This window comes from Bacillus sp. FSL K6-1560 (assembly GCF_038592935.1).
GTDB classification, from domain to species: Bacteria; Bacillota; Bacilli; order Bacillales; family Bacillaceae; genus Bacillus; species Bacillus subtilis.
This window is the reverse complement of sequence record NZ_CP151946.1, coordinates 824235-840293: the sequence shown is the minus strand read 5'-3', so window position 1 is coordinate 840293 and position 16059 is coordinate 824235. Positions and strand designations below refer to the sequence as shown.

Genomic DNA, 16059 nt, shown 5'->3' with positions numbered 1-16059 from the left:
CTTTAAATCTCGTTTTGCATTATCCTTTCGTACACACACCGGACATGGTCCGAATATGATATGTGTCGGCCTGCCCTGGCTCTTGTTCTGCCCGTGAATGTTTCGGTATACTCTTTTTTCATTGCAAATGTTGCACATGGTATCTCTCCTTATTCGTATAGTTCAAGAAGCAATGCCTCGTTTTCTTGTTCAGCTATTTTTTTGCGTATCTTTTCATCTGGCATAATGACAGGGAATGCTAACTTTTCAACTCTGCTGCTGATACGACCTTTTTTATAAATGGTATCGAGATCATCAATACTCAAGTTACTGGTGATGATCGTCGGCTTTTTGTTTTGGAGTCGATAATCAAGAATACGAGTGAACGTTTCTTCAACAAATTCGCTCACTTTTTCCACCCCAATATCATCAAGGACCACCAAGTCAGCGTTTTTAGCAGCGTCTATGATATCCGTACTTTTAACTTTTGAATCTGCATTGAATGTACTTTTGATTTCTCCTATTAAATCAGCTGCTGATGAATACAGGATCTTTAAAGGAGGATCTTCTTTGTCATATACCTTTGTGATTGCATGAAGGATGCTCGCAGCTAGTCGCGTTTTCCCGCTCCCTTTTTCTTCACTGAAAAGATATAAACCCTTGCCTTGGTCTCGCATCATATCGAATTTACGAACATAATTAATAGCGGCACGTTTTGCTTTTGCTGCCCTTTCTTTTGATTCTGTTTTTTCATAAATATTGATATCAAATGACTTAAGAGTCGCATCTTTAAACTCTTCAGGCAGTTGGGCATTTAACAACTTATTCGCAAGTTTTTTGTCTTCCCTACACTGACACTCTTTCATGAATTCTCTTTTCTCATGATGATCAATAACCCAGATAAGCCCTGAACCATCACATTTTCCATAAGGGCATGAATCAGAAATCACAGTAAGTGTCTCGTATCTGTCCGGATAAACCTTTTCTTCTTGCAACCTCTTCGAGTCTCTCAGTTTCTTTGCTAGTGCTGGATTTGCTTTTTCCAACGACTTTAAGGTGTCGGCCATGCTTTGCATTCTGCTTTTCTCCTTTCGATGCCTGATTTACAAGAACTCGATTGACGTAATTCATGTTTATCACTCCGTTTAAGAGAGCCACTTTCATTGCTTCAATGACCTTTTCATTGCCGTATTCATCCACCATTTCGCCAATTAATTGCCCTGTAAAGCTATTCAATGTGCCACCGAAGTTGTTTTCATAAAAAACAAATGCATTCATTTGGTCATCCTCCTGCTGTTCTGGCTGCTCCTTATCTTCTAGTTCTTTAATTCTTAAATTCTCTAACTTCTTGTTTGTATGTTTTTGTGTTTCTTCCGTGTCATTTTCGTGTTCTTTATGTGTTCTTTTTTTAGTCTCGTTACCACTGTAAAGTTCATATTTGACAATGGTTATGAGCGTTTTTTTTGTGTCTTTTTTATATGTGATCATCCCGTCATTTGATAGGAGTGTCAGAAAATGATTCACCTTAGTATTGGACCATGACCATTGCTCACCTAGCTTCCGGAGTGAAGTTATTAACTGACCTGTTTCAACTTCAATCAGTTCATTTCCGAGAACAATTTTGTTTGGCCTGTGATTCGCACGCATTACTAGATCAAGCCAAGCTTCATATTTTGAAAAGGTCCGTTTTTCTCCATAAAGCCAGTGATCTTGTATATCTCTGTGCAGTTTAATCCATCCTTTAGACATACACCCTCCCTCCTTCTTTAAATGCTATACACGTCGGCAAATAGCGTATTTTCCTTTTATAGCTACTACCAATAAATGAGGCTCATATTTCTTGAAATATGCTGAAATGTACATTGACAAAGTATCCTTACGCATATCTGGAGCAACATTCATCGCTAATGACACAAAACAATATGGGTAAGGAACCGCAATTAAGTCATTGTCAGTCATGGTATATAAACAACCTTTCCAGTCAATTTCATGATGTCTTCTTTAAATAGCTCCTCGTCGCTATTTGATTCAGAAAGATGCAGTAACCAAATTTCCTGAACCCTGCTCAAGTCATTTGCCTTCAAAAACTCTTTTACGTTTTCTAAACTGAAGTGCGACTGTAAGAGTCGTCTTTTCATAAATGGCGGTGTACGGCCGCTTTCGATGTTTTCGTTCAGTATTTCATTCGAGTAATTGCATTCCACCATAATGTGAGTGAGTCCTGGAAACTTATATTTGATGTAATAGGTATCAGTGGCAAACAGAAGCTTGTCACCATCCTTATTAGCCAACAGAAAGCCATACGGCTCCGCCACATCGTGCTGCACGTCAAAGGGCATAATAGACCAAGAACCAACTTTAAACGGCTGTTTAGCGCGCACAGGCTTTATTCTGTGATGAGAAATGCCAATTGCTCCGGCCGTCCCAGGAGACATGTAACAATCAATGCCGGCTTTCAGAACATCCTTAATTGCTTTGCAGTGATCCCCATGCTCATGAGAAACAAGGCAGCCAACGAATTGAGACATTTTATACTGAAACCCCTTCTGCATTTGTTTAAAGTTGATACCACATTCCAACAGAAGCGGGGTCTTACCATCGGTAACCCGATAGCAATTCCCCTTACTGCTCGATGACAGGGCTGTAATTTCAATCAAAAGTCTGGCCCGTCCGATTCAAAGACTGAGGGCTTCTCATCTTTTTTTGTTGGTTGGGGCTCCGGCTGTTCTGTTTGTGGATCCGGAATTGGTTCGATATCGATAACCTCTGCATTCGCTTTTTCATTTACCTCACGGCGCACCCGTTCTTCAGCTGGTATATCATCGTTAGCCTGCTCCTCTTCCTCTGTGTATAGATTCCCTAAGTTATTAGGGAAAGCTTCACGCAGGGCATTTACTATTGCTGTTTTTCGAATCATATTTAAGGGCATTGTCTTCCACGTGGATTGTCCTTTGCTGAATTCATCCAGGCTTATACGCACTGAAATTGGTTGCTTCCTATCCGCACGGTAAACGTCAGCCCATCCTCCAATTAGATTATCCTTAGGAAGCTTGATTGCACCCTCTATTTCAACCATATCTCCTCCACGCTCAACGATAATCCCAGCTTTAAACCCTTCAAACTGCTCGTTATTCTCTGCACGCTTCATAAATGCTTCTTTACCAACAATCATTTGAGCCGGTGAGCCTTTAAATTTCACAAGGTAAGCTTCATTTAAAAACGGATTGAGTTTTTGATACTTGCAAAGATTTATAAACATTGCCGCTTCTTGATCAGTTACATCGGAGTTTCCACGAACCAAAAAATTCTTTACTGTTTTTCCTGTAAGCTTCACGGATTCACCGTTTACTGAAAACTCAACGGGCTTAGTCATTAATTCATTTTGTTCACTCATTTGAATCCTCCTCGTCTTCGTACACAAATTTCACTTTTTTTCCTTTATGCTCAATCAAGAAATCTTCAAGCAGATCAGCAAAGTCGGAGGGTCCTACTAAATCTCTTTCTAAAATCGCGTCTTCTGGACATTCAGAAAGCGGACCCACATGCATGATTTCTTTGCCATTTATAAGCAAGGTTTCACGGCGTAGATCTTCCCAACCTTTACTCCTAACAACTGTTACTGTGACAATTTCACTCATGCACTTACCTCACAATCTACTGGAATGAGCGAGCTATCATCTAATTCAATCCGCAGCTGTTTATCTTTCTCGGAAACAATCAGGCTGAGGATCTGTGAATTTGTGTTGATCAATTTCGTCACTGCTTCAGAGTTATCAACGAAAATAGGAGCAGTGATTCCGTAGTAATCATTAAGTGTGTTAATAATGTCCAGTCCAACATTAATGCGTGCAGCATTATTTAAGCCGGACGAATACGGCACACCTTCATAAAGGGTTTCACACGTCTCTTCAAGTCCTCCGTTGATCTGATCCTTGAAGAGTTTGAAGCGAGCATATTTAAACTTACTGTTTATCTTTTCTTCGAGGAGATTCACCTTAGTGCGAACAAATTCCTCAGTCAAATAGAGTTGATGTTGTAGCTGTTCATATTGTTCTGCTAACTCTTTTTGTTCTTGCTCAAGCTGTCTTACTCGATCATTAACATGCCTTACGTGCTCAATTTTCGCTTGATCTTTTTGAAGCAGCAGAATCTCTTGTTTTTTACTGGTGATATCATCCTTAATCAATTGAACGGCTTGATCCGTGGAAGATTCTAAGTCCTGAATCTCCTTCTGGATGGTCTCGATTTCAGCTTGTTTATTTTGATAAATTGGATCCGCTGAAATATCTAATCTATTGTTTTGTGCGCACTCCAATTCTTTTTCAAGTGATAATAAAGTTTCTTCTTCACTCTTATAGGCATCCTGTAAATTAGATATTGCAGACTCTAATTCCTGAATAGCATCCTCAGACTTTTCTTTTTGACTCTTAACCGACTTGCCTTTTTCATTGATTTCAGCTAAAGCTTGGCTTTTATGAAAATTGAATTTTTCAATGGCTTGATCGATTTTTTCTTTCGGTAATTCTTGGCCGCATGTAGGGCATTCAGTTTGATGTTGATCAAACGTCTCCTCATTCTTGTCGCACCAACTCTGGCGCAGCGACTCGATTTCCGTATTTAATCGATCCAAATTGTCTTTTTCAAGTGATAACTGCTGCTGATTCGATTTAATCTCCATTAAAATTTCATCAATCCTGCTTTTCACAGGGTATAGCTGCTCTTTAATCTCATTGATCTTTTTGTATTCTTTATCCTGATGATCATTTTTGATTTCCTGAAGATCATTCTGCAGCTGGAGAATTACTTTCCTCTTCTCAGAAATAGCTTCACCATTACGAGCTGAACGAAGTTTCTCCTCCAATGACTCAACTTCTTTTTGAAGAAAATTTATCTCGTCATGTAATTCTTGTTCATCTAGACCAGATGTATCTTCGACTGTGCGCTGGATTTCATCGATTCTTACCGGTATTGCATCGAGCTGTTTATTTATTTCACGCTGTTTTCCCGCGATCACCTTTCTATGCTCTTCAAGCGACCGTTTCTTTAAGATGCTTTCCAGGGCAGCCACAGAAGGGTTTTTACTGAATACTTCCTCGGCTGTTACATCGCCGCTAATCTCAAGTAGAATCTTCCGTCTGTCTTGCCATTTCAATTGCTCATTGAAGAATGATGGAGAAGTAATGAGTTTAAATTTGTCTTCTGCAATAATTGAGCTGACTCGATCATTAAACTCTTTTTTCTTTGATGGCACTTCGTTAATAAAATAGTCAGTGGTATGTCCAGAGAATACTGCTTCAGCACTACTCCGCTTTCTTGTCCACTTCTCGGAGTACACCTTTTTCAGAGACAATTCAGCTCCATCGATCAAAAACAAGCCGCTGACTTCATGATCCAGTCCGCTAATAGGCTTGTTTTCTTTTGTTAGAGTTTTAATCTGAAAATCTTTTTTGTTTTGGCTGTCCTTATCGAATAAGAGCCAAATAAAAGCATCAAACAAAGTTGTTTTTCCTGTTGCATTATCACCGTAGACCTTGACATTCTCACCTTGAGTATCAAGAGTAAAATGTTTAATTCCCTTAAAATTACGCAGTTCTAATTTGAGCAGTTTAATTTCCTTCTTCATTTGGCTTCACATCCTTTCTCTTTAGACTTGAGAGAAAGATACTCATTTCTCGCCTCAGCTGTTGGGAAGTGAAAGCATGCATTCCCCCTTAGATCAAAGGAAATTGATCCACCTACAGTGGCAAGATTAATTTGATCGCGACGATGATCGCTAAACGGTTCAGTGTAAAAAACTTCATTCATTTGTCAAAGACCTCCAAAGATTTGATTTTTGGAAGGTGATACAGTAAACTATTGTTAACCAAATTTAGTACCACCTTCGAAGCTCACTCTGCATAGTGGGCTTTTTCTGTTTTTTGAAGCAATTCCTGAACACTGTCAGGAATTTTGTGTTCACATTTACTGCAATAAATTTTGTGAGACTGTTTTTCAATCTTTCCGCAATTTGGGCATTGCCTTGGCGGAATAATCAGGTATAACACTTAAATCCTCCTTTCTGATGCTTGTGCGCATCGTCAGACCAGGGAGAGTGGTGGTATTAAAAGAGGAATGGATGGATAAAAAAGTTCTCCTCTGGCCTGACGACAAGAACAAGCTTGCCGTGCTCTTAAAAGAGCGTTATAATACTTTTTGAACGTTTATATTTTCCTAATTAAGCAGTGAGTGTAGGAGCTTGCTGCTTTTTTATTTTCTCTATGGCTTCTTTTGCTTGGGCATTTGCCATAAGAATAAGAGCTGGATTTCTCTTTACTTCTCGACAATGTTTCACAACCTCAGATGCTTTCATCAAACGGCTTGCAGATAATACAAATGACATTTAAATCAATCCTTTCATTTTTTTGAATGTCTCTGGATACTCCACAACTTCAATTTTTTGATACCTTTCTATTTGACCAATAGAACGCTTCATGTTTTCTAAATTAAGAAGCATAGATTCCGTATCTTCTTCCTCAACAGCTTTCATAACCATAGGCACCAAAACTTCTAAACAAATTAACTCTCGTCTAATTCCATCGTGCTTAATTCTCGGAAACAATTTTTTTCTCATTTCAACCTCCAAATAGACTCATGATGTTTTGGATGCTCTGTGCGACAGTTGTGGGATCAATGCCGCACAGGGTGGCGATCATAGCTTCTTTTGCATTAGTCGCCTCCATCCATCGAACGTATGTAGGAACATCTAAGGATTTTTTATCATTTTCAAATTTCGATATGCAGCTGCGGGAACGGTGAAGTAATTCTGCAAGATGTTCTTGTGATAGACCTGCTCGTTCCCGGGCGATTCTTAGTAGTGCTCCTAATTTCAACTTGTTCACCCCCTTCCAATGTTCCAAAATGGAACGTGTTCTGAAATGGAACAGTTTTAAACCGGAACATGTTGTACTCTTAGGTGGAAGAAAACTACAGTTAAATTGCTTTTTGCTCAGCTTGCATTTTTTCTATGACTCGTGGTCCTACTGTCTTTCGAATGAATTTAGTCCATTGTTTTAAGGTGTGTTCTTTATTAGTGCTATAAGTAATTTTGCAACCCATCACTATTTCTTCAGTAACTTGAGAATTATCAATAGGTGACACAGTTTCACCTCCTCCACTGTAGTTATTAGAATCAGGCTGAGTTTTCATTATCATCTTGTAAACCATGTGTTACATCAACTTCAAAAAAAATTTCTCGGGGATCTTTATTTAAAGCATGTGCTATACGAAGCATCATATAGCCTGAAGGCTCTTGGCCATGCAATTCAATTTTTGTGATGCTTTGGCGACTTGTATTAACTTTTCTCGCCAAATCAGAAACAGACATACCAATTTTTTGTCTAACTTCCCTTACCTTGTTAACCATGTATAACACCTCCTTGTCACTACTGTAACACTTGGTTTACAACATGTCAACTATGATTTACATGCATTTTATTTTAAAATCTATTTTCCTGATGTAAACTATGTATTACAGGTGATGAAAATATGAATAATCTTGGCAATTATCTAAGGGAACTAAGGGGTAGCCTTTCTATGAGAGAAGCTGCCAAACGTATTGGGATAAGTCACACGTACCTTGATAAGATTGAAAAGGGACGCGACCCTCGATCCGGAAAACCTATAAAACCCACTCCGGAGACTCTTCGAATGATTTCCAAAGCTTATAACTGTGACTATGAAGAATTAATGGTCGTTGCAGGGTATATTGAAAGTAATCAATCAAAAAAAGAAAAAGATATTGAATTAGAAAGTCTGACACCCAACCAGAAAAAGATATATGATTGGGCCAAGTCTCAAGACGGTCTCTTCTTTCATGAAAAGCCTGAGGATCTCGATGAGTTATTAAAAGAGTTTGAATTAGTATATGAACTCTTCAAAAAAAGAAAACAGAAAGAAAAATAACTTAGACATAGAGAGTATTCAATTTGAGGGGGACAATTACTTTTGCTTTTCAAAAAAAGAATCCTATTACTTTTAGTATTTATGATGAGTTTATACTTAGCTGCGTGCAGCTCTTCTAATTCGTCAAACGAGTCAAGCAATAAAGCAGACACAACAGACGAAAATCAGGAAGATACATATCAAACAGGAAACAACCGTTCTTTAACTGAACCCGGTCAAAAATACAAAGAAGATACCGGGGAAATTGTTGAATTAAATAAAATAAAGAATCCAGATAAACATATCGATATTTCACCTCTTAAAGTGACAATAGACGATATAAAAGTGTTAACTCGCACAAATATTCCTAGCGATACTCTCCAGATGTATGAACTGAAAGTCGCCAAACAGCTTGATGAACCGTTAAGTTACATTCAAATAACTGTTACAGCTGAAAATACAGGAGATGCACTTGTAAAATGGAAAGGTATTACTACGGTCATCCCAAACACAAAGGAACAAATAGAAGTAGATAAAAATAATCTTATGGAGAATGGGCCACATGATATCTACGGGAATGCTAAAGATGAGTACACAATAGGAGTTATATACGACGGGGATCCAGAAGAGATAAATTCTTTGACTCTTGTTCTGGGAGACACTTATGATAGCGAATCATATAAAACTATAACAAACGAAAAGACTATTAAATTAGATATAAACTAAATATAGTATTTAAGCTCTTTAGGGGGCTTTTCTTTTTCGCCTATAAAGGAACACACGTTCTTATTTTTATGCATCTTTGTTCACTACACAAGGAGGAAATAGATCTAATGATATATACTTATAGCCATTTAGAAGACAATGTTACCGGAATTTATTCAAAAATAGGGATTTCTGATCCATACGAATTGACTGTAGAAAATGTATCAGAAAAACTTGGTGTTACTGTAATGCACGGGCTTGTTTCTTCTAGAGCTATGCAAAAGGGAAAAGAAAAAATAGTCATTCTTGATCTTAGATTAAAAAAGGAAAAACGGTGGCCTGTATTTTGTCATGAAGTTGGCCATCTTCTTCAACAAGCTGGAAACCAACTGAATATGCCTAATCCTTTTAGAATTTATCAGGAATGGAAAGCCAACAGTTTTATGTACCATTTTTCTATTCCTACCTTCATGCTTCAGGAAATGCAATTACCTAAAGATATAAATAGTGCTACTGTTACTGTGGCCAAAACTTTTAATGTTTCATATTCATTTGCCTACAAGAGACTAACTAGATTTTTCAATAAAATTTATGCCAATGAATTGATTTACAAAAGGGGGCTGATTCACTCATGAGGACTGCAATATATATGAGGGTTAGTACAAATGAACAGGTGGAGGAAGGTTATTCTCTTTCAGCTCAAAAGGAACGGCTGACTGCATTTGTAATGTCTCAAGGGTGGGATATAGCCGGCTATTATGTAGATGAAGGTATATCTGCTAAGGATATGAAGCGTGAACAGCTAATACGTATGATTGCGGATGTAAAAAAGGATTGATTGATGTCGTCCTGGTATATAGGTTGGATCGTCTAACTCGATCGGTTGTTGATCTTCATGAACTTTTAAAAGTATTTGATAAATACAATTGCAAGTTTAAAAGTGCCACTGAAGTATATGACACAACCACAGCTATCGGTCGATTATTTCTTACTTTAGTTGCTGCCCTTGCTCAATGGGAACGTGAGAATTTATCAGAACGGGTGTCTTTTGGTTTGACACAAAAAGCTTCAGAAGGTGGTTGGCATGGCAGCGCTGCACCTTTTGGATATGACTTAATTAATAAAGAATTAGTAATAAACGAAGATGAAGCTAAAACTGTACGCGAAATGTTTCACTTATATATAAATGGTTTAAGTGATCGGAATGTTGCTATTCACCTAAATAAAAACCACATGTTAACAAAGAATGGACACTTGTGGCAAGACGCTCGTGTTAGGTATGTCCTCAAAAATCCATTATATGCAGGTACTTTACGATGGGGTGTCCGTGTTAATAAAGAAAACGCCTTTGAAGTTGAAGGAGCCTTTCCTGCTATTATTTCAAAAGAAACCTTCGAAGAAGCTCAAAAAATCAGGAAAAAAAGAAATAGTTTTCATGGTAAACAAGTATCCAGTGACTTTATCTATTCAGGTATTCTAACTTGTTCTCGCTGCGGATCTCCACTCAAAGGCGTTACAACCACAAGAAAAGGAACTGACCGCAGAAAAAATTATATGTGCAGAAAAGTTTATCTAAAAGAGTGTGACTTGCCCATGGTCTCTGAAAGGATTGTTGAACATAATTTTATAAAATATTTAAAAGCTGCTCAATTCCAATTTACAAGTATAGAGGACGTAGAAGAAAACGAAATTGAAAATCTTGAAGAACAATTCTCTAATGAAAAGAAACAGAAAAAAATTCAGGATGATTTAGATAAACTACTTACCCGAAAAAAGAAATGGCAATATGCTTGGGCTAATGAATTGTTAAATGATGAAGAATTCAAAGATAGAATGAATGAGGAAAATAAGAAGGAAAAACAGCTAAAAGAGGAATTGAAGGCCCTTGAAGAAATAACGCCGAACGTTAAAGTAGATAGACAAGCTATACAAGAAATGATCACTGATTTAATAGAGTCATGGAGCAATTTGACAGACAGCGAAAAAAAGCAGCTTTTGCAAAATACAGTGTCTAGTATAGTAGTTGAGAAAGTTAATGAAGGAAAACCTCTTGATCGTCTCACAATTTTAGAAATAAACTTCTCAGATTAATGAGTCCGGCTTTAAGAGCCGGACTTCATTTTTTCCCTGTTGAATTCTTTTCTGATCCTGCAAGCCGATCTTATTATACCCCCGTAACCGGTACACCGACACAAATTTCCTGTCAGACCTTCTTCTATGTCTTCATCTGTGGGGTGCGGGTTTTCCTCGAACAATGCTTTAAGCGCAATGATCATTCCCGGCGTACAGTAGCCGCATTGGAAGCCGCCTTCTTCCAGGAAAGCGGTTTGGCACATATCCAGTTCTTCCTTTTGAAGCCCTTCGATTGTTGTGATGGAGTGGCCGGCTGCTTGATAGGCCATCGTCATACACGCATTAGCCAGCTTTCCGTCGATTAAAACGGAACATGCTCCGCAGCGGCCGATTCCGCAGGACACCTTTGTTCCGGTCAGCTGAAATTCCTTCCTAAGCAGGTCACTCAGACGTGTCGTAGGGATGGCTGCCACCTCGCGCTCCTGCCCATTCACGGACATCCGGAACTGTTCCTTTTTTACAGGAAACGGCCCGGCCTCTTTTACGTCCATTCCTTCAGCCCCTTTCTGTCTATCACTTCAAGCAGCTCTTCTCTTGAAATCGGCAGCTTGTTTATCCAGCAGCCGACCGCATCATGTACAGCCTTTACAATAGCGGGAGTGATAGCGATCGTTCCGATTTCGCCAACTCCCCGCGGTCCATATGCGTCTCCATTCATTAGTTCTTCTATTGCGATCACCTTCATGCTAGGAACATCTTTGACACTAGGGATCAAATAATGATCGAGATTTTCCGCCGCATAACGGCCGTCCGTCATTTTCGCTTCCTCCATCAGCGTATAGCCGAGCGCCATGGCGGCGCCGCCTTCAATTTGACCCCGATAACCCTGCGGACTGACAACCGGACCTGCCGCAATAGCGTGCTCACAATCTATCACTTTGACCTCGCCTGTTAACAGATCTACCTCCACTTCAACGGCAGCTGCACCAAAAGAATACAAGAAATGACTGCCTGGTACTACGACAGGATCAGGCGTTGTTGGAAAGTCAAAGGCCGTTTCCTCTGCCAAAGGGCCTTTTTCAGCCAGCTCCTTATACGTCACCACGAGCGCCTTTGTGTTTTTGTCACGCAAGCCTGCAGCGCCGGGAATAAGGTTTTCCGCTGAACAGCCGTTCCATTCTGCTGCCCGTTTTTTCAACTGAGATAGAAACGGCTTCTTCAAACGCTGGATCGCGTGCCACACCATGCTTGTGCCGCGGGATGCTGTGGAGGAGCCTGACTTCGGCACTTTTGCGGTATCCCCAATAACAATGGAAATATCCTCTGCGGCACAACCTAACTCCTCCATGACAATCTGTTCAATCGCTGCTAGAATCCCCTGTCCGCATTCTTCAAATCCAAACGAAGCAGTGATTTTGCCTTCACTCGAAAGAGACAAACGGCCTCCTGCCGCATCCATTCGGCCAAACCCCAGCCCGCCACCGTGCATTGTAATTGCCGCTCCCGTGCCTCTTTGCAGATACCCGCAGTTCCGGCTTGTTTTTTTAAGAATGGGAGATTTAGATATGGCATTCAACACCTGTGCCGCTCCGTCAGTCGATGCAATCCGATGCTCAAGCGGCCCCAAGTCATGCGGTTTTCTGATATTTTTTCTTCTCAGCTCCAGCGGGTCGATGCCGAGCATGCCGCTGAGACGATCGAGATGGGTTTCGAGTGCAAATGTGATTTGGTTGCCGCCAAAGCCTCGAAATTCACCCGCCACCCCGTTGTTCGTAAATACTGATATTCCTTCAGTCCGGATATTCGGAATACGGTACGGCCCCGCGGCATGCTCGACAGAAAAATCTAGAACGGCAGGCCCAAGCGTGGCGTAAGCGCCTGTGTCCGCCACAATTTTCACGTCGTGCGCCAATAGATTTCCCGAATGATCTGCACCCGTTTTTATCGTAATCTTCATCGGATGGCGCTTAATGCCAGAACGTACAGATTCCTTTCGTGTCTGATGGATTTTGACAGGGCGTCCGCTTTTCAGGGCCAAAAGCGCAGCATACGGCTGAATATTCAGCTCATCCTTCCCTCCGAACGAGCCGCCCATCGGACTTGACACAATTCTGATCTTCTCTTCAGGAATATCAAAAATACGGGCAAGCTGGAAACGGTCTTTATAGCCGTGCTGGGTTCCTGCATACATCGTAAAACCCCCGTCGTCTTCCGGAACGGCTACGCCTCCCTCCGTTTCCATATACGTATGCATCTGCCGCGGCAGCTCATAGGTTTCTTCAAGGACTGTATCAGATGCTTGAAACCCTTCTTCCACATCGCCGTTTGAAAAAAATGCGCGGTGCAGGATATTCCCGTCCTCATGCAGTCTTTGCGCATTCGGCCGAAGCGCTTTTTCTGGTGAATCTATGACTTCCAGCTCTTTATACTCAACTCGAATCAGCTCCAGCGCCGCTTCCGCGATTTCCTCCGTTTCCGCAGCAACTGCGGCGATCGCATCCCCGACATACCGCACCCTGTCCTCACATAAAACCGGCTGATCAGGGATGACAATGCCAAATCGGTTTAAGCCGGGAACGTCTTTATGTGTGACGACTGCCTGCACGCCTTCCATTTTCTCAGCTTTTATGGTGCAAACCGACACAATCTCTGCATGAGGATAAGCACTTCTCAGCACCTTGCCATACAGCATTCCCGGAAAGCTGAGATCGGTCATATATTTCAATTCCCCTGTGACCTTATCCCTTCCATCCGGCCTGACTCTTGACGGTTTGTTGATGATCATTTATTCCCCTCCCTCAGCCATCAGCTCTGCCATGATGACGTTGGCAGCGGCTTTTTTTCTGTATGCCGCTGACATAAAAGCATCTGAGGAAAACGGCAGCTCATGGATAAGTGTTTTGTACAGCTCATGCGAGTCCCACCCTGGTGCCATCCATTTCGCTTCGCTGTCCAATAATCTCCTAGGAGTGATATCGGCATGGCCAGCGGCGAGACGAATGCTGCCGTCTTTCAAAAAACGTCCAGCTGCAACAGCAGCCGCTCCTGTAAAAGCCTGACGCCTCCCAAGTTTACGGTAAAATACACGCTCTCCCTCCGCCCGCGGGATGATGACACGCGTGACGATAGCCGTTCTAAAGTCTTCCTCACTGAGCCAAGCGCCAAGCGGCAGCCTGATTAGCTCCTTTTGATATACGATAAGCTCAGCACCAAGCACAAGCAGAAGCGGAATGAAATCACCGATTTTACTCGCTATGTTGCCGCCAATCGTGGCACGGCTGCGGATCCCCGGTGCAGCGACAGCGGAAGCAGCGTCACTGAAACAGCCAAGCGCTCTCTTGATCAAAGGGTTCTTTCTGCATTCATTCAGTGATGTGAGCGCCCCGATCGACACGTGGGTGTCACTGGCGCTGATCCCTCGCATCTCGTCAATCCCTTCAAGGCTGACAAGGTGCTGTTTCGGCAGAGTTCCTTTGTCCCACTGAAGCTGAAGCAGCGTGCTTCCCGATGCGGCACACACATCCGGAGCAAGCTTCTCTAAAAGCGAATAGGCCTCATCAAGCGCTGTCGGCCTCCATAATTGAATATTCATCCTTGCTTTTGTCACTTGGCCTTTCAAGACATCGCCCTCCTTACCATGTCATATTCCTCGGGTGTATCAATATCGTCCAACTCACCGCTATCCTTTGCCTCCAAAACAGCTCCTGCTCCAAGCTGTCCGCTTTTCAGGAGCCTGCGAGCCCCTTCATCTCCCGTTAACCCCTTTACATAAGGAAAACAAGCCGACGAGAAGTAGATTGGCGGGGTGAACGCCCCTAAAAACGATGACACGGCAAATGACTCAGGAGCCAGAGCCACAAGGGCATTGAGATGATCGACGGAAAGCTGAGGCTGGTCGGCTAACAAAATGACAACGCCGTCCGCCCCCATGCTTTCTGCTTTTCTCACCCCGCTGCTGACTGAATGCCCCTGACCCTTTTCTGCGTCTTGGCAAACGTGCAGGCTCCAGCGTTTTTGAAAAGGCGGAGCGTGATACGGCGCTCCTATCCACTCAAGGGAGGCATGTTCTGTCCGCTCGACGACCAGCACGTGATCAAGGCGGGACGACAGAGCAGTTTTCAAGGAAAGTGAGCCGATGTTTTCTCCTTTTAGCGGCAAAGCCAGCTTGTTTTGGCCCATTCTTCTGCTTTTGCCGGCAGCGAGAAACACGCCGATCAGATAGGGGCTTCTCATACAACCGCCACCCGTTTTCTTGTTTGAATAATTTCTGCAACTACACTTACCGCAATTTCCTCTGGACCTTCCGCACCGATTTTCAGCCCGACCGGACTGTAAAAGTGAGACGGAGGATGTTTTCCGTTCAGCAGCCGTTTCGTGCGGTTTGCCGAACCCAACAGTCCAATATAATGGAGGTTTTGAGAAAATAAGAAGTTGATGATCGTTTGATCGTGCTGATAATGATGGGTTGCCACAACAGCTGCATCATGCGGAAAAAATTGAAATTTGCTAAGCATTTGTTCCGGAAAAGCGGTAATCAGCTGATCCGCTTTTGGAAAAAGAGAGGATGTACAATAAGCGGGCCGCCAATCCGTCACGATAACAGAAAACCCTGTGTCAGCCGCCAAATTGGCCAGCGGTACAGTATCCGGACCCGCCCCAAACAGAATGAGGCGCGGCTTCGGTTCAATTCGCTGAATAAACATGTTAGTGGGTGGATCGAAATGCGGTAAATGAAGCGTTGAAAGAGTACGTTGAATATCTTGCAGAGGCGCGTCCGGCCAGTTGCCAAAATGCCCGTTCTCCGTCAGAAATAAATAATGGGAGGATCCAATCTTTGTAACGGAAGTGACAGCTTTGCCTGATTGAAGGCAGTCCCTCACTTTCTCATAGTGCCGCCTTTTTTCCTGAGTGATTCGCTCTGCATGAACATGAATAATGCCATTGCACCCGGCTCCCATGCCCCAAGAAAGATCGTCCTCCGACCGCATGTCGTAGGGAATCAGCGTTGGTGTGAGCTGATCGCCCAGCGCACTGATTCTTTGGAATACATCTTCTTCCACACACCCGCCGCTCAGCAAGCCAATCCGTCTGCCATTTTTCTTAAAGAGCATAGAGGCGCCTGCTTTTCGATACGCGGAGCCTTCCACTTGAACAATTGTCGCCAGTACAGCCTCCTCCTGGTCTTCCAGGAGCGCATCTAACATCGTGTGAAAATTCCCCAATGCCGCATCCTCCTCTCGAAAATTGCCGTGAGAAACAACTAGTTCAGCGTGATTTTATAGGTAACTTGTATAAAGAATAGACGATGGAAGAAAAAATGACTCATGATTTGTCAGAAAATGAAACACATAGAAAGAGGATTTGTAAAAAGAGTCAAACGAA

22 protein-coding genes are annotated in these 16059 nt (G+C 42.1%); 5 read left to right on the top strand and 17 right to left on the bottom strand.

What is annotated here, in order from left to right:
* Positions 1-149: 149 nt before the first annotated feature.
* The 12 genes from NYE22_RS04435 to NYE22_RS04380 all read right to left on the bottom strand — a co-directional run bounded on the left by NYE22_RS04435 (position 150) and on the right by NYE22_RS04380 (position 7381).
* Positions 150-845 carry an ATP-binding protein gene (locus tag NYE22_RS04435; protein ID WP_342412767.1) on the bottom strand — a complete coding sequence of 232 codons (696 nt, stop codon included), beginning with the start codon at positions 843-845 and terminating at the stop codon, positions 150-152.
* Positions 846-918: 73 nt separating this feature from the next.
* The gene (locus tag NYE22_RS04430; protein ID WP_342412335.1) at positions 919-1728 is read right to left on the bottom strand and encodes a DnaD domain protein; all 810 of its coding nucleotides are present in this window, start codon (positions 1726-1728) and stop codon (positions 919-921) included.
* Between the two features lie 206 nt (positions 1729-1934).
* Entirely contained in the window at positions 1935-2636 is a 702-nt protein-coding gene (locus NYE22_RS04425) for an MBL fold metallo-hydrolase (RefSeq protein WP_342412334.1), read from the bottom strand.
* Positions 2633-3373, bottom strand: a complete 741-nt coding sequence (bet, locus tag NYE22_RS04420; protein WP_342412333.1) for a phage recombination protein Bet — start codon at positions 3371-3373, stop codon at positions 2633-2635. The genes NYE22_RS04425 and bet overlap by 4 nt, the downstream gene beginning before the upstream one ends.
* A complete protein-coding gene (locus NYE22_RS04415) occupies positions 3366-3617 on the bottom strand; it encodes a hypothetical protein (protein WP_010330164.1) in 252 nt (83 codons plus the stop codon). The genes bet and NYE22_RS04415 overlap by 8 nt, the downstream gene beginning before the upstream one ends.
* Positions 3614-5602, bottom strand: coding sequence for a hypothetical protein (locus NYE22_RS04410; protein WP_342412332.1), 1989 nt, complete (start codon positions 5600-5602; stop codon positions 3614-3616). Before NYE22_RS04410 ends, NYE22_RS04415 begins: the two co-directional genes overlap by 4 nt.
* A complete protein-coding gene (locus NYE22_RS04405) occupies positions 5599-5784 on the bottom strand; it encodes a hypothetical protein (protein ID WP_342412331.1) in 186 nt (61 codons plus the stop codon). Before NYE22_RS04405 ends, NYE22_RS04410 begins: the two co-directional genes overlap by 4 nt.
* 409 nt (positions 5785-6193) lie before the next feature.
* Positions 6194-6358: a hypothetical protein gene (locus NYE22_RS04400; RefSeq protein WP_342412330.1), complete on the bottom strand. Its 165-nt coding sequence runs from the start codon at positions 6356-6358 to the stop codon at positions 6194-6196.
* Positions 6359-6589 (bottom strand): hypothetical protein, encoded by a 231-nt coding sequence (locus NYE22_RS04395; protein ID WP_342412329.1) that lies wholly within the window; start codon positions 6587-6589, stop codon positions 6359-6361.
* Between the two features lies 1 nt (position 6590).
* Positions 6591-6857 (bottom strand): helix-turn-helix transcriptional regulator, encoded by a 267-nt coding sequence (locus tag NYE22_RS04390; RefSeq protein ID WP_342412328.1) that lies wholly within the window; start codon positions 6855-6857, stop codon positions 6591-6593.
* 91 nt (positions 6858-6948) lie between these two features.
* Positions 6949-7116, bottom strand: coding sequence for a hypothetical protein (locus tag NYE22_RS04385; protein ID WP_342412327.1), 168 nt, complete (start codon positions 7114-7116; stop codon positions 6949-6951).
* A 31-nt stretch (positions 7117-7147) separates the two neighbouring features.
* On the bottom strand, positions 7148-7381 hold the full coding sequence (locus NYE22_RS04380; RefSeq protein ID WP_342412326.1) for a helix-turn-helix domain-containing protein: 234 nt from the start codon (positions 7379-7381) through the stop codon (positions 7148-7150).
* 122 nt (positions 7382-7503) lie between these two features.
* Here NYE22_RS04380 and NYE22_RS04375 point away from each other — a divergent pair, with 122 nt between their 5' ends.
* From NYE22_RS04375 to NYE22_RS04355, 5 genes are all read left to right on the top strand, one after another.
* Positions 7504-7920, top strand: coding sequence for a helix-turn-helix domain-containing protein (locus NYE22_RS04375; protein ID WP_342412325.1), 417 nt, complete (start codon positions 7504-7506; stop codon positions 7918-7920).
* 42 nt (positions 7921-7962) lie between these two features.
* Positions 7963-8625 (top strand): hypothetical protein, encoded by a 663-nt coding sequence (locus tag NYE22_RS04370; protein WP_342412324.1) that lies wholly within the window; start codon positions 7963-7965, stop codon positions 8623-8625.
* A gap of 107 nt (positions 8626-8732) precedes the next feature.
* On the top strand, positions 8733-9239 hold the full coding sequence (locus NYE22_RS04365; RefSeq protein WP_342412323.1) for an ImmA/IrrE family metallo-endopeptidase: 507 nt from the start codon (positions 8733-8735) through the stop codon (positions 9237-9239).
* Entirely contained in the window at positions 9236-9442 is a 207-nt protein-coding gene (locus NYE22_RS04360; protein ID WP_342412322.1) for a recombinase family protein, read from the top strand. The genes NYE22_RS04365 and NYE22_RS04360 overlap by 4 nt, the downstream gene beginning before the upstream one ends.
* Positions 9439-10695, top strand: coding sequence for a recombinase family protein (locus NYE22_RS04355; protein WP_342412321.1), 1257 nt, complete (start codon positions 9439-9441; stop codon positions 10693-10695). The genes NYE22_RS04360 and NYE22_RS04355 overlap by 4 nt, the downstream gene beginning before the upstream one ends.
* Positions 10696-10706: 11 nt before the next feature.
* Here NYE22_RS04355 and pucE read toward each other — a convergent pair whose 3' ends face one another.
* From pucE to NYE22_RS04330, 5 genes are read right to left on the bottom strand one after another with little or no spacing between them, the layout of a single operon-like run.
* Entirely contained in the window at positions 10707-11228 is a 522-nt protein-coding gene (gene pucE / locus NYE22_RS04350; protein ID WP_342412320.1) for a xanthine dehydrogenase subunit E, read from the bottom strand.
* A complete protein-coding gene (pucD, locus tag NYE22_RS04345) occupies positions 11219-13462 on the bottom strand; it encodes a xanthine dehydrogenase subunit D (protein WP_342412319.1) in 2244 nt (747 codons plus the stop codon). The genes pucE and pucD overlap by 10 nt, the downstream gene beginning before the upstream one ends.
* A complete protein-coding gene (pucC, locus tag NYE22_RS04340; RefSeq protein ID WP_161986392.1) occupies positions 13463-14296 on the bottom strand; it encodes a xanthine dehydrogenase subunit C in 834 nt (277 codons plus the stop codon).
* On the bottom strand, positions 14293-14910 hold the full coding sequence (pucB, locus tag NYE22_RS04335; RefSeq protein WP_017696714.1) for a xanthine dehydrogenase accessory protein PucB: 618 nt from the start codon (positions 14908-14910) through the stop codon (positions 14293-14295). The genes pucC and pucB overlap by 4 nt, the downstream gene beginning before the upstream one ends.
* Positions 14907-15899 carry an XdhC family protein gene (locus NYE22_RS04330; protein WP_120028548.1) on the bottom strand — a complete coding sequence of 331 codons (993 nt, stop codon included), beginning with the start codon at positions 15897-15899 and terminating at the stop codon, positions 14907-14909. The genes pucB and NYE22_RS04330 overlap by 4 nt, the downstream gene beginning before the upstream one ends.
* Between the last annotated feature and the right edge of the window lie 160 nt (positions 15900-16059).